This window comes from Pedobacter nototheniae (assembly GCF_004335085.1).
Lineage (GTDB): Bacteria > Bacteroidota > Bacteroidia > Sphingobacteriales > Sphingobacteriaceae > Pedobacter > Pedobacter nototheniae.
On sequence record NZ_RQRS01000010.1, the window covers coordinates 66101 to 79591 of the forward strand.

The 13491-nt window shown below is 37.1% G+C and carries 10 protein-coding genes and 1 riboswitch; of the genes, 3 read left to right on the forward strand and 7 right to left on the reverse strand.

Features of this window, described 5'->3' with window-relative positions:
- The first annotated feature begins 6 nt into the window (after positions 1-6).
- Together EHC72_RS10465 and EHC72_RS10470 are read left to right on the forward strand one after the other, a co-directional pair.
- The gene (locus EHC72_RS10465) at positions 7-1527 is read left to right on the forward strand and encodes a RagB/SusD family nutrient uptake outer membrane protein (protein ID WP_131537645.1); all 1521 of its coding nucleotides are present in this window, start codon (positions 7-9) and stop codon (positions 1525-1527) included.
- An 83-nt stretch (positions 1528-1610) separates the two neighbouring features.
- On the forward strand, positions 1611-3641 hold the full coding sequence (locus tag EHC72_RS10470) for a glycoside hydrolase family 65 protein (RefSeq protein WP_131537647.1): 2031 nt from the start codon (positions 1611-1613) through the stop codon (positions 3639-3641).
- An 81-nt stretch (positions 3642-3722) separates the two neighbouring features.
- On the opposite strand, the gene EHC72_RS10475 is transcribed toward EHC72_RS10470, so the two are convergent.
- Positions 3723-5105 carry a pyridoxal phosphate-dependent decarboxylase family protein gene (locus EHC72_RS10475; RefSeq protein ID WP_131537648.1) on the reverse strand — a complete coding sequence of 461 codons (1383 nt, stop codon included), beginning with the start codon at positions 5103-5105 and terminating at the stop codon, positions 3723-3725.
- Between the two features lie 66 nt (positions 5106-5171).
- Here EHC72_RS10475 and EHC72_RS10480 point away from each other — a divergent pair, with 66 nt between their 5' ends.
- Positions 5172-5462 carry a hypothetical protein gene (locus EHC72_RS10480; protein ID WP_131537649.1) on the forward strand — a complete coding sequence of 97 codons (291 nt, stop codon included), beginning with the start codon at positions 5172-5174 and terminating at the stop codon, positions 5460-5462.
- On the opposite strand, the gene EHC72_RS10485 is transcribed toward EHC72_RS10480, so the two are convergent.
- The 6 genes from EHC72_RS10485 to murQ form a co-directional block, all read right to left on the reverse strand.
- Positions 5452-5850: a transposase gene (locus EHC72_RS10485; protein WP_246029419.1), complete on the reverse strand. Its 399-nt coding sequence runs from the start codon at positions 5848-5850 to the stop codon at positions 5452-5454. The two genes, EHC72_RS10480 and EHC72_RS10485, sit on opposite strands and share 11 nt — an antisense overlap.
- A gap of 211 nt (positions 5851-6061) precedes the next feature.
- A complete protein-coding gene (gene metF / locus EHC72_RS10490) occupies positions 6062-7015 on the reverse strand; it encodes a methylenetetrahydrofolate reductase [NAD(P)H] (RefSeq protein ID WP_131537651.1) in 954 nt (317 codons plus the stop codon).
- A 42-nt stretch (positions 7016-7057) separates the two neighbouring features.
- Positions 7058-10741, reverse strand: coding sequence for a methionine synthase (gene metH, locus EHC72_RS10495; protein WP_131537652.1), 3684 nt, complete (start codon positions 10739-10741; stop codon positions 7058-7060).
- Positions 10742-10860: 119 nt separating this feature from the next.
- Positions 10861-10965: riboswitch (SAM riboswitch) on the reverse strand.
- A 116-nt stretch (positions 10966-11081) separates the two neighbouring features.
- Complete coding sequence (locus EHC72_RS10500; RefSeq protein WP_131537653.1) at positions 11082-11837, reverse strand: Bax inhibitor-1/YccA family protein; 756 nt, start codon at positions 11835-11837, stop codon at positions 11082-11084.
- A gap of 38 nt (positions 11838-11875) precedes the next feature.
- On the reverse strand, positions 11876-12442 hold the full coding sequence (locus EHC72_RS10505; protein ID WP_131537654.1) for a hypothetical protein: 567 nt from the start codon (positions 12440-12442) through the stop codon (positions 11876-11878).
- 159 nt (positions 12443-12601) lie between these two features.
- A complete protein-coding gene (gene murQ / locus EHC72_RS10510; RefSeq protein ID WP_131537655.1) occupies positions 12602-13414 on the reverse strand; it encodes an N-acetylmuramic acid 6-phosphate etherase in 813 nt (270 codons plus the stop codon).
- Between the last annotated feature and the right edge of the window lie 77 nt (positions 13415-13491).

A 13491-nucleotide genomic window follows, 5' to 3' on the forward strand; every position in this document is an offset into this window, starting at 1 on the left:
AACAACATGAAAAATACATATATCATTGGATTTGTAATGGCAGCCCTATCTTTATCGGGTTGTACAAATCTTAAAGAAGATTTAAATGGGCAAACCAATAGTGGTTCGCTAACACAAGGGAGTGTACCTGGGTTAATAGCAGCAAGCTATTCTGCAATGGTTGGCCCCTACCAAGCACCCTGGAACTGGTCTGCTTTACAGGAAGTAACTTCAGATGAAATTATTGTACCTACCAGAGCGGGCGATTGGGATGATAATGGCGCTTGGCGTGCCCTACATTTACATAAATGGGCAGCTGATGATTCCAGAATTACAAGTGTATTTACAGATTTGAATAGTATATCGTATGTAAGTACAAATGTGCTTGGCTATAATCCAACTCCGGCTCAAGCAGCTGAAGCCAGGTTTTTACGAGCCTTTGCACAATTTTCTATATTAGATGGATGGGGCCAGGTACCCTACAGAGAATTTGGTGAAGATGTAACTAAACCATCAAGGGTAAGAAAGGCTGCTGAAGAAATAAATTATCTTATTGCAGAATTAACAACCATAATTCCTAACCTCCCAGCAGGCGGTGTAAGTAACGCTACAAGAGCAAATAAAGATGCCGCAAAAGTATTACTTATGAAAGTGTATTTGAACAAAGGCGCTTTTTTAAATCGTGCAAATCCAACTTTTGATCCAGCAGATATGGCTAAGGTAATTACACTTGCTGATGAAATTGCAACCAGTGGATATACTTTAACAACAAACTACTTTGATAATTTTGCAGCGACAAATCATCTGTTATCAAAAGAAAATATTTTTACTGCCCAAAACACTGGAGGAATCGCCGGAAGTGATTTAGATGGTGCCTGGAGATGTACTTTACATTATAATCAAAATCCAAGTGGGTACAACGGCTTCTCTACTTTATCTGATTTTTACAATAAATTTGAGGCTTCAGATTTAAGAAGGGGTGGTTCATACACTGGTCAAACAAATGTTTCTGGCGTTAGAGTTGGCTTTCTTGTTGGTCAACAATATGATCAAAATGGGCTTGCATTAAAGGATAGAAAAGGTAACCCACTTGCTTTTGATCCTAAAGTTAGCATTATTGAACGTGATCCTAACCACCTTGAGGTTGCGGGTATTCGCGTTGTTAAATACCCTATTGATTATCCAAACGAAAATACAACAAAGAAACCTGAAAATGATTGGGTTTACTATCGTTACGCTGATGTATTGTTAATGAAAGCCGAGGCTTTATTACGTACAAGTCAAAGTGGCCCAGCCTTAACCATTGTAAATGCATTAAGAAGCACTAGGGGTGCTACTCCGTTTGGCACACTAACTTTAGATAACTTAATTGACGAGCGTGGCCGTGAATTATATTGGGAGAGCTTTAGAAGACAAGATTTAATCCGTTTTGGAAAATTTCTTACACCATGGCAGGAAAAACCTGTTGATGATCCTAGATATTTACTTTTCCCTATTCCAGATACCCAATTGGGAAATCCGAATTTGGTTCAAAATCCTGGTTATTAGTTATAGTTAATTTCCCCTTAATGAGTCTGGCAAAAAATGTCAGGCTCATTTTTATTAAATCTACTTTCTTTATAAAGAGATATATGAAAAAAATAATCGCCTTGTTTTTAATTGTGCTTTGCTGTTTCGGATTAAAAGCTCAGGACCCCTGGAAAATTAAGCCTGATAAAATTGATCCTAATAACTATTATGGTATTACCGTTGGCAACGGAATAATTGGTGTGGTTTCATCAGCCGAGCCTTTTAAAGTTAAAGATGTTGTTTTGGCTGGCGCTTATGATACTTATGGGCGTGGCAGGGTGAGTAACTTTTTAAGAGGCTTTAATCTTTTAAACATGTTTATAGAAATTGATGGAAAACGGTTGGATGCTAAAAATGTTCAAAACCTGCACCAAGAGTTGGATATGCAACATGCTTCTTTTACCACCACGCTAGATTATGGAAATAAAGCCACTATTAAATACACTTATTACGCCCTGCAACAATTGCCATATTCAGTATTGATGGATGTTAGTATTACAGCGAAACAGGACCTTAATTTAACCGCCGCCAGTGTAATGGAAACTCCTGATGCTTTGCGAGATGTACAGAATTACTACAACGAAATAGATCGGCCGCATGTTACTTTAAGCCTACTCACATCAACTGCAAAAAGCCCAACGGGTAAGCTGCAATTATGTGCTTCTAATAGTTTTCTTTTTAATGAGACACATGGTAATGAGCCTAAAATTATCCACGAAATGTGGGATAATAGTATGCACCTGATGAAATTTAGTAAAGCAATTAAAGCAGGTTCAAACTATAGTTATTCAGTTGTGGGTAGTACCATTACTTCTGCACAACATGCCGATCCATTAAACGAAGCTGAAAGATTAACCATTTTTGCAAAGCTTGAAGGGCGAGATAGATTAATTAAGTTTCATAACCAAGCGTGGGACAAACTTTGGGAATCGGATATTAAAATTGAAGGCGATTTACAGGCTCAGCAGGATATACACAGTATGTTGTACCATTTAATTTCTTTTTCGAGAGCAGGAACTTCAAATTCCCTTTCGCCAATGGGTTTATCTGGTTTAGGTTACAACGGTCATGTGTTTTGGGATACCGACATTTGGATGTTTCCAGCCTTACTGGTTTTGCATCCTGATATTGCCAAATCATTAATAGAATATCGTTTCGAACGGTTAGAGGCAGCCAAGCGCAATGCCTTTTCTCATGGCTATAAAGGCGCAATGTATCCATGGGAAAGTGCCGATACTGGGGTAGAAGAAACTCCTGTTTGGGCATTGAGTGGCCCTTTTGAACATCATATTTCTGCTTGTGTGGCTTTAGCAGCCTACAATTATTTTTGTGTTACTCAAGATACTGTTTGGCTTAAAGAAAAAGGCTGGCCAATATTATCAGCCACTGCCGATTTTTGGACCAGCCGAGTAGAACGCAATGGAGTAGGTAAATTTGATATTAAAAATGTTGTAGCAGCAGATGAATGGGCAGAAAATGTAGATAACGACGCTTTTACTAATGCAGCAGCTAAAGCAAACTTATTTAATGCCACAGCGGCTGCAAAAATTTTAGGTTTAAAGCCAAATTCAGACTGGAATTATGTGGCACAAAATATTCCAATATTAAAGCTTGAAAACGGAGTAACCAAAGAACATGATACTTATAAAGGAGAAGGAATTAAACAAGGTGATGTTAACCTTTTGGCTTACCCATTAAAGGAAATTACAGATCAAAAACAGATTGAAAAAGATTTGGCTTATTATGAAACCCGAGTTCCAAATGAAGGAACCCCCGCAATGACGCACGCTATATTTGCACTTTTATATTCCAGATTGGGCGACGGGAAAAAGGCTTACCATTTTTTTAAGGATGCTTACGAGCCAAATTTAAACAATCCGTTCAGGGTAATTGCCGAAACCAAGGGAGGTACAAATCCTTATTTTGCTACAGGAGCTGGCGGTGTATTACAATCGGTTTTAATGGGTTTTGGTGGATTGGAAATTACGCCAACAGGTATTACTCAAATTAAAACGAAGTTACCACCCAACTGGAAATCTTTAAAAATTACCGGTGTAGGAATTGAAAAGAGAACTTTTACCAATACTCAATAAGATAAAAACACACTGCGGAAACATGGATTAACTCGGAATAAAATTTCGATGATTTTTATGTTTCCGTGGTTATTACAGAATCTAAATTTTATTAATTTCTGCAATTACAATTTCTATATCTTCTTTGGTTGTTCTCCAATTTACAAATGCTGCACGTATGCCTTTTTTCCCTTTATAAACTGTAGGCGTCATAAAAACTTTACCAGTTGCATTTAACTGGTTTAGAAAACCATCAACCAAGTTTTCATCTTTTAAAGTAAAGCAAACCGTATTTAAACGAACAGGTGCAAGGAGTTCAAAAAGTGGCTTTTCTTTAATAAAATCAGCAAATAGAAGAGCCATTTCTACATTGTTTTCTACAATATCCTTATACCCATTTTTGCCATAACTGATTAGCGAAAACCAGGCTGGTAGAGCTTTTAAACGACGTGAATTTTCGGGCAGAAAATTAAGGTAACTGAAGTTAGCCAAAGGATCGCCAAGATAGGCTGCATTTGAATTTTGAAAGGTTTGCACCTGCAACAGCTGATGCTTTTCCTTAACAAAAAACACTGCACTTTCGTAAGGAACATTTAACCATTTGTGGCAATCTACGGTAATACTATCTGCTGTTTCCCAACCTTTAACCAAGTGGCTGTATTTAGGAGAACATGCTGCAAAGCCCCCAAAAGCGGCATCAATGTGCCACCAGAAATTATATTTTTCCTTTAGCTTGGCAATGGCTTCAAAATCATCAAAATCAACGGTATTTACCGTACCAGCACTGGAAATAAGAATAAAAGGCTCGCCTTTTAGCGTTGCAATTTTCTGTTCTAAATCTTCCACATCTATTGATTCTCTATTGCCTTCTGCAGTTTTTAACTGATAAAAATTATTGCTTCCAAGCCCCAGCATCGCTAATGATTTTACGGATGATGAATGTGGCGTAGCCGATAAAACATGAATCTTTCCAGATATTCCGTCATGGGCAAAATCTTTTTCGCTTTGCTTACCAATCCATTGTCTGGCAACGGCTAAACAGGTAAAATTAGATAAGGTTGCTCCGGTTACAAAACCGCCAAAAAAATTGTTCGGCAGGTTAAAAAGCGAAAGCAAAAGCTTTATAGTTTCCACTTCTATTATTGCAGATATATCACCGCTACTTTTTGTGGTTTGTGTATTTTGATCGTAAATTGTAGCAAGCCAATCGCCTGCTATTGCCGCAGGTGTAGTTCCTCCGGTTACAAAACCCCAATATCTTGGGCCTGCAGATGCTACAATAATTTCTTCGAAACGGTTATTAAACTGAGTTAAGGTATCAATTGTACCTAATCCTTCAGCTGCAAGATTATCCAAAACCTGAACATTTTTTCCTGCAAAAGTTGATCTTTCATTAATATCATTTAAAAAATCTAGCCCTTGTTCTTTAATCAAGTCCAATATGGTATCTATTGATTTCAGATCGTTTTGTAGATGCGTATTCATATCAAAATTTTAGGTTAAATGTAGCTTATTCCTGCAAATGACAGTTTAGAACTTACAGTAGACAGTTTGGGGTTTGCAGTTGACAGTTTAGAACTTGGATTTGACAGTTTAGGGTTTGCAGTTGACAGTATTGAACTTGCATTTGATAGTTTAAGGTTTGTAGTTGGCAGTTTAGAACTTGTATTTGACAGTTTAGAGTTTGCAGTTGACAGTTTAGAACTTGCATTTGATAGTTTAAGGTTTGTAGTTGGCAGTATTGAACTTGCAGTTGATAGTTTAAGGTTTGTAGTTGACACCCTGCTACCCCACGCTACCGCAAGCATCCTCGCTTGTGGCTACATACTAATTAAACGATAACCTTTACCAGCCCAGGTACGTCATTATAATCTCTGGCACTACTATACAAGTATTCATAATCATGTTCAACAAAACCAGCTTCCAAAGGGTTATTATGTGTGTAATCGATTTTTTGTTGAATTACGTTATTACTCCACAATTCAATAGGATGATTATCCTGTTGCCAAAACTGGTTTTTAGTATTATTTGAGTTTGTTAAGGCTGCCTTTTTAAACGAATTTAACAGCCACTCCCGTCTACTTTCCTGCAGGTTTCCTTCTATTAATTTTATTAACTGTTTTGATGTGTATGATTTAAAATTACGGATCAAATCTTCTGGTTTTTGAATGGTTGATCTAAATACCAAATGCACATGGCTTAACATAATACACCATGAATATACTTCCATCCTTTACTTTTTATGCAATGGTTTAGGTTCTCAACGATGCAATCTAAATAAATACGCCTCACAAAAACATCTACCCAAAATACGGTTGCAAAACTTATAAAATATAAGCCATCTGCATTATAAAACTTGTAATTACGGCTCATTACTTTAAATCTATTATAGCATGTTTTACACTACTTTTTGCCACAAGCGAGGACGCTTGCGGTAGCTGTTAAAATATTGCTTTTGCTATTCGTTTTGTTGGTTCTGGGTTACTCATGGTGTAAAAGTGGAGCACGGGAGCACCAACTTTAATCAACTCTTTACATTGCTCAATCATCCATTCAATACCCACCTCTTTTACATCTTTTTCATTTTTACATGCATGTACGGCCTCACTTAATTCATCAGGTAAATCAAGGTGAAAAATTTTAGGTAAACTAATTAATTGCTTTGATGATGTAATTGGTTTTAAACCTGGAATTATGGGCACATGAATATCGTTTTCGCGACAAAGTTTCACAAAATCAACATACTTCTGCACATCAAAAAACATCTGGGTAACAATAAATTCTGCACCCATTTCTATTTTTTTCTTTAGATATTTGAAATCAGTTTTCAAATTTGGTGCTTCAAAATGTTTTTCGGGATATCCGGCAACGCCGATACAAAAATCGGTTTTAAAAGCCTCATGATCTTCGTGCAAATAATGTCCATTATTCATATCTGTAACCTGTTGAAGCAAATCTGAAGCAAATGAATGTCCGCCAGGCGTAGGCACGAAAGATGAATCTGCGTGGCGGGCATCGCCACGTAAAACCAAAACATTATCAATTCCCAAAAATTGCAAATCGATTAACGCATTTTCAGTTTCTTCTTTAGTAAAACCTCCACAAATTAAATGAGGTACCGCATCAACCTTGTAGCGGTTCATAATTGCTGCACAAATTGCTACTGTACCCGGGCGCTTGCGGTAAGAAACTTTTTCGAGCAGGCCACTATCATGTTGCTTATAAATAAAATCCTCTCTATGATACGTTACATCTATAAAAGGTGGATTAAACTCCATTAATGGATCAATCGCTTTATAAATTTCATCAATGCTTTTCCCTTTTACGGGTGGCAAAAGTTCGAAGGAGAAAAGGGTTTTGCCCTCAGAATTTTTTATATGGTCTGTAATTTTCATAACCCAAAAGGGGTTTTTAGTTTGGTTTCTTATTTATAAATCTTAATAGGCTAAATTTGGACTTAACCATCGTTCTACTTCCTCAACCGACATTCCTTTTCTAACAGCGTAATCGTCAATTTGATCTTTAGTAATTTTTCCCAACCCAAAATATCGAGATTGAGGATGTGCGAAGTAAAACCCACTAACTGCTGCGGTTGGATACATGGCATAACTTTCGGTAAGGCGTAATCCTATTTTATTTTCTGCATCAAGCAATTCGAATAAAGTTCCTTTTTCAGTATGTTCAGGGCAGGCCGGATAACCTGGAGCAGGGCGAATACCTGCATATTCTTCTTTAATTAATTCTTGATTGCTTAATTGTTCTTCCTTTGCATAACCCCAAAACTCTTTACGTACACGCTCATGCATACGCTCTGCAAAAGCTTCAGCTAAACGATCAGCCAATGCTTTTGCCATAATACTGTTGTAGTCATCATGGTTTGTCTCAAACTCAGCAACCAATTCATCAACTCCAATACCTGTTGTTACCGCAAAACCACCAAAATAATCTTGTATTCCACTTTCTTTTGGTGCGATAAAATCTGATAACGCATAATAAGGCTGTCCATCAACTTTTTCTGCCTGCTGGCGAAGCGTATGTATAGTAACTGGTTTTGAGTTTTCAATTTCCTGTTGCGAACTGTTAACTGTTAACTGAATATCGTCTCCTACAGAATTTGCAGGCCAGAAACCGATAACACCTCTTGCGGTAAATAACTTTTCATCAAGCACCCTTTTTAGGAGTTGCTGTGCATCATCGAAAAGTTTTTTAGCCTCATCGCCAACATTCTTATCATCAAATATTTTAGGATAACTTCCACGAAGTTCCCAAGTATGAAAAAACGGTGTCCAATCTATATATGGAACTAATTCTTCCAGCGGGTAATGATCAAAAACTCTTGTCCCGGTAAACTCAGGTACAGGAAGATTTGGTTCAAAATCTATTTTAAATTTATGCTCGCGGGCTTCTGCAATGGTTTTAAAACGCTTATCAGAACGTTTGTTTAAATGTGCTTCGCGGGCTTTTTCGTATTCTTCTTTTATCTGCCTGATGTAAGTATCTCTGGTTTCGCCATTCATTAAAGTACTGCAAACCGTAACACTTCTGGATGCATCTAAAACGTGAATAGCCGGACCAGAATAATTTGGCGCAACCTTTACTGCAGCGTGGATTCTTGAAGTGGTAGCTCCTCCAATAATTAAAGGAATGGTAAACCCTTCGCGTTCCATTTCTTTGGCAAAGTGTACCATTTCATCCAGTGATGGCGTAATTAAGCCACTTAAACCAATAATATCTGCATTAATTTCTTTAGCTTTTTTAATGATATCCTGAGCAGGAACCATTACGCCCATATCGATAACTTCAAAATTATTACAGGCCAAAACAACACCAACAATGTTTTTTCCAATGTCGTGTACATCACCTTTTACAGTAGCCATTAATACTTTTCCGGCAGAAGAATTTTGATCCTGATCGGGATTATCTAATTTTTCTTGCTCAATAAAAGGCAATAAATAGGCAACTGCTTTTTTCATTACCCTGGCAGATTTTACCACTTGAGGAAGAAACATTTTTCCGGCACCAAATAAATCACCAACAATGTTCATTCCGTCCATTAAAGGTCCTTCAATCACCTGTATTGGCCGCTGATAAACCTGTCGTGCTTCTTCAACATCATCATCAAGATATTCAATCAAACCCTTAACCAATGCATGCGATAACCGCTCTTGAACTGTTCCTTTACGCCATTCTTCATCTTTTACAACTTCTTTGCCTTTGGATTTTACAGTTTCAGCAAATTCTACCAAGCGTTCGGTTGCATCATCCCTGCGGTTTAAAAGCACATCTTCTACTCTTTCTAATAATTCTGGCGGAATTTCCTGATATACTTCCAACATACCTGCATTAACAATACCCATATCTAAGCCGGCTTGTATTGCGTGGTAAAGAAAAGCCGAGTGCATGGCTTCTCGTACGGTATTATTTCCTCTAAAAGAAAAAGAGATATTGGATACACCACCACTAACTTTAGCGTGTGGCAGGTTTTCTTTAATCCACCGGGTAGCGTTTATAAAATCGACAGCATAGTTATTGTGCTCTTCTAAGCCAGTTGCTACAGTTAAAATATTCGGATCGAAAATGATATCTTCTGCTGGGAAGCCCACCTCATTAACCAAAATATCATAACTTCTTTTACATATTTCTGTACGGCGTTCGTAATTATCAGCCTGGCCTTGTTCATCAAATGCCATAACAACAACGGCAGCGCCATAAATCATAATTTTACGGGCACTTTCCTTAAACTTCTCTTCACCTTCTTTTAAGGAAATTGAGTTTACAATACCTTTACCTTGCAGGCACTTTAAACCACATTCAATTACGCTCCATTTAGAGGAATCGACCATGATTGGCAATTTTGAAATGTCGGGTTCAGAAGCAATCAAATTTAAAAACTTAGTCATTGCAGCCTCTGAATCAAGCATCCCCTCATCCATATTTACATCGATAATTTGGGCACCACCTTCAACCTGTTGGCGGGCAACGGCTAATGCAGCTTCATAATCACCACTTAAAATAAGTTTAGAAAACTTAGGAGATCCGGTAATATTGGTACGCTCACCAATGTTTACAAAAATACTTTCGGGGGTAATGGTTACGGGTTCTAAACCGCTAAGGCGCATGTAAGGCGCAAGGGTAGGGATTTTGCGTGGAGCAGATTTACGAGCATTAGCTGCAATACAACCAATATGCTCTGGCGTGGTGCCACAACAACCACCTACAATATTTACAAAACCAGAATTAATAAAGTCATCAACTAAATGTGCTGTTTCATGCGGCTGCTCATCATAAGCACCAAATTCATTCGGCAAACCTGCATTTGGATAAGCTGATACATAACAGCCTGCCTTGGCAGAAAGTTCTTCAATGTGCGGACGCATATCTTTTGCACCCAAAGCACAGTTAAAGCCTATACTTAATGGTTTTGCATGAATAACTGAATTTAAGAAAGCTTCTGCCGTTTGGCCTGAAAGTGTTCTTCCCGAAGCATCGGTAATCGTTCCCGAAATCATAATTTCGAGCTTACGACCAACAATTTCTTCGTATTTTTTTATTGCCGCTATGGCTACTTTGGCGTTTAACGTATCGAAAATAGTTTCTATTAAAAGTACATCAGATCCACCATCAACCAAACCACGAACTTGTTCATAGTAAGCGTCAAAAAGTTCATCGTAACTAATTGCTCTAAAACCCGGATCGTTTACATCAGGTGATAGAGATAAAGTACGGTTTGTTGGGCCAACTGCCCCGGCAACAAAACATTTCCGATCAGGGTGTTGTGCCATAAATTCAGCAGTTGCTTCCTTTGCTATTCTGGCACCTTCGTAACTTAATTCGTAACTCAGTTCTTCCATTTGGTAATCGGCCATGGAAATGCGCTGGGTACTAAAGGTATTGGTTTCTATAATATCGGCACCTGAACTTAAATATTCAAGGTGGATGGTTTTAATAATATCCGGACGGGTTAAATTCAGTAAGTCGTTATTGCCCTTAACATCACAAGTGTGATCTTTAAAGCGTTCCCCTCTAAAATCTTCTTCGGTTAATGTATAGCGCTGAATCATGGTGCCCATTGCTCCATCAATTACTAAAATACGCTTTTCTAATTCTTCTCTTATGCTCATTTGTTTTGTAAAATGTGAGCTGTAAAATGAAAACGACAAGATTATAATATCTCTCGACTAACGATTTACATCTCCAAAAATGGCTTATTTAAAAAGCAGGTACACGATTGTACTTCCTAAACTTATCTTTCTCCTGATATAATCAGGAATAGAATTTAGCACCTTGTTGGCACAGGTTGCTAAGACTTCGTTGGGTCTAATCCCTCCGTCTTTCTTAATAAGCATACAAAAATGCAACAAAGCAACATCAATTCCAAAAATTATCGCCTTGTTACCAAATAAAATTACAAAGGCCATGCAAAACTGCACGGCCTTAAGAATATTGTTCTGTTTTTATCAACTATCTTCTGTTTCCAAAAAGACGAAGTAACGATAAGAATAAATTGATAAATGTAATGTAAAGAGATAAGGCGCCCATAATAGCTAACTTTTTACTATCATTCACGTCAAGTGTATTTCCATTTTCATCAAGTCCTTCTCCAATTCTTTTAAGCTCTTGAACTTTATAAGCGGTTAAAGCAGTAAAAATAGCCACACCAAAGAATCCCATTATATATCCCAAAGTAGAACTACCTAAAAACATATTAATTACACTGATGATAACCAAACCAATTACTCCAGCAAGTAATATAGGTCCAAATTTACTTAAATCCGTATCTGTAGTGTACCCCATTATTGCCATTACAGCAAATATTGCTGCAGCAGCACCAAAACTAATTGCTATTGATGGTAATGAATAAGTTAACAATATAAAACTTAGCATTACGCCTGTAAGAATAGAATATAGAATAAATACGCCAACAAGTGCTTGATAAGACATTCTTTGCATACCCGCTCCCATTAAAAAGACTAGTCCAAGAGGTGCAAATATGGCGATGTATCCTAAAACAGTAAAGCCACCTTTACCTGTTGCCGGGTTGTAAGATAAAAGGTAGTTTAATACAGCAGGTGTAGTTGCAATAAAATATGCTGCAGCTGTAGAAACAAGCAATGCAACAAACATCCATAAGAAAACATTTCCGAAGAAACGCTTTGATGCAGATTTTCCCTGAACGAAAATGCTATTGTCTTGATATTGATAATTTTGTTGTTCCATTTTAATTTGTGTTATTTAAATATTATAAAAATAAATATTTAGTTCAATCTTTTTGTCAGCAATTCTTCAACTTTTTTGAAGAACTGTAAAGGTTTTAATGTACGCCATGGCATATTATCAAACGCACCACCAAAGTTAATGTAATAATCGATACTGTTCTCTCTAAACTCGCTAATTACATGCTCGCTAAAGTTAACCCCAACAATCCATCCTTCATCAACTTCCTGAAACCATTCTTCATAATAGCTATCATCTGATGCATGGAAATTTAATACATTTTCACCAATCAGAATAAATTTATTAATTCCTTCATCCATCATCAGTTCAATAATATCACGTTTTAGCAACATAATATCATTGTTAATGGCATCGTTCCATTCGCCAATAAATTCTATAATCGCATAACCACGGTCGTAATCAGCAAAAAGCACTTTCATGTAAAGTGTATTTGAGCCAAACTCATCCCATTGTGGATGCAATAGAAAATTATAAATCTGCTTATCAAAATAAAGTTCTGAATATTCGGTATTGAAAAACGGCGACCGTTCATCTTCTGCCGAAATATATTCATCTCTCCATTGGTAATAAGGCTCTATTTCATGCATGCTTTTTCTAATTATTGAATGAGTGAATGGTTGAATTTTGAATAAGTGAGTTTTGAATGAGTGAATGTGACAGGGGTATCATTATATAATTCAATCCCTCTCTAATTCTTTCATTCATTTCTTTTAATCATTCAAAATTCACTCATTCATTTATTCATATTATTCGCTAATGTGTCCTGCTTCTACCGCTCTACGCACGCTACCGTATTGGTTTAATAAATTAGCGGCTTCATCGTAACCGATGTTTAACTCATCCATTACCATTTGCGTACCACGATCTACCAATTTATTATTGGTTAACTGCATATCGACCATTTTATTGCCAACAACTCTACCTAATTGAACCATTACAGTAGTACTCAGCATATTTAAAACTAACTTTTGTGCTGTTCCTGATTTCATACGGGTTGATCCAGTTACAAATTCAGGTCCTACTACAACTTCTACAGGAAAATCGGATTCAGCAGCAATTGGACCGCCAGTATTGCATACAATACAACCGGTTAAAATACCATTTTTACGTGCCGTATTTAAACCACCAACAACATAAGGTGTAGTACCTGATGCTGCTAAACCAACTAAACAATCTTTATCGTTGATGTTAAATTCTTGCAAATCTTTCCAGGCTTGTTCCTCATCATCTTCAGCAAATTCTACAGCTTTTCTAATAGCTGTATCGCCACCAGCGATAATGCCAACAACCCAATCAAAAGGAACGCCATAAGTTGGAGGACATTCGGATGCATCAACTACGCCTAACCTACCGCTTGTACCGGCACCTATATAAAAAAGACGACCGCCTTTTTTCATCCTTTCAGCTACTGCCGAAGTTAATTTTTCTATTTGAGGCAAAGATTTTTCAACTGCATAGGCTACAGTTTTATCTTCGTTATTAATGCCCTGCAGAACTTCCATTACCGACATTTGGTCAATGTGATTGTAGTTAGATTCTTGCTCGGTTACTCTGTTCATAAATATAATTTTGATAAAATTCGGTAAATTCTTTCTAAAAACTACCTTAAAAATTCAAAAATATGCAAGCCAAAATT

What these genes read in the sequence shown, in the direction of transcription:
- EHC72_RS10465 (WP_131537645.1), top strand. Translation starts at nt 7, where the DNA reads ATGAAAAATACATATATCATTGGATTTGTAATGGCAGCCCTATCTTTA.
- EHC72_RS10470 (WP_131537647.1), top strand. Translation starts at nt 1,611, where the DNA reads ATGAAAAAAATAATCGCCTTGTTTTTAATTGTGCTTTGCTGTTTCGGA.
- EHC72_RS10475 (WP_131537648.1), bottom strand. Translation starts at nt 5,105, where the DNA reads ATGAATACGCATCTACAAAACGATCTGAAATCAATAGATACCATATTG.
- EHC72_RS10485 (WP_246029419.1), bottom strand. Translation starts at nt 5,850, where the DNA reads ATGGAAGTATATTCATGGTGTATTATGTTAAGCCATGTGCATTTGGTA.
- metF (WP_131537651.1), bottom strand. Translation starts at nt 7,015, where the DNA reads ATGAAAATTACAGACCATATAAAAAATTCTGAGGGCAAAACCCTTTTC.
- metH (WP_131537652.1), bottom strand. Translation starts at nt 10,741, where the DNA reads ATGAGCATAAGAGAAGAATTAGAAAAGCGTATTTTAGTAATTGATGGA.
- EHC72_RS10500 (WP_131537653.1), bottom strand. Translation starts at nt 11,837, where the DNA reads ATGGAACAACAAAATTATCAATATCAAGACAATAGCATTTTCGTTCAG.
- EHC72_RS10505 (WP_131537654.1), bottom strand. Translation starts at nt 12,442, where the DNA reads ATGCATGAAATAGAGCCTTATTACCAATGGAGAGATGAATATATTTCG.
- murQ (WP_131537655.1), bottom strand. Translation starts at nt 13,414, where the DNA reads ATGAACAGAGTAACCGAGCAAGAATCTAACTACAATCACATTGACCAA.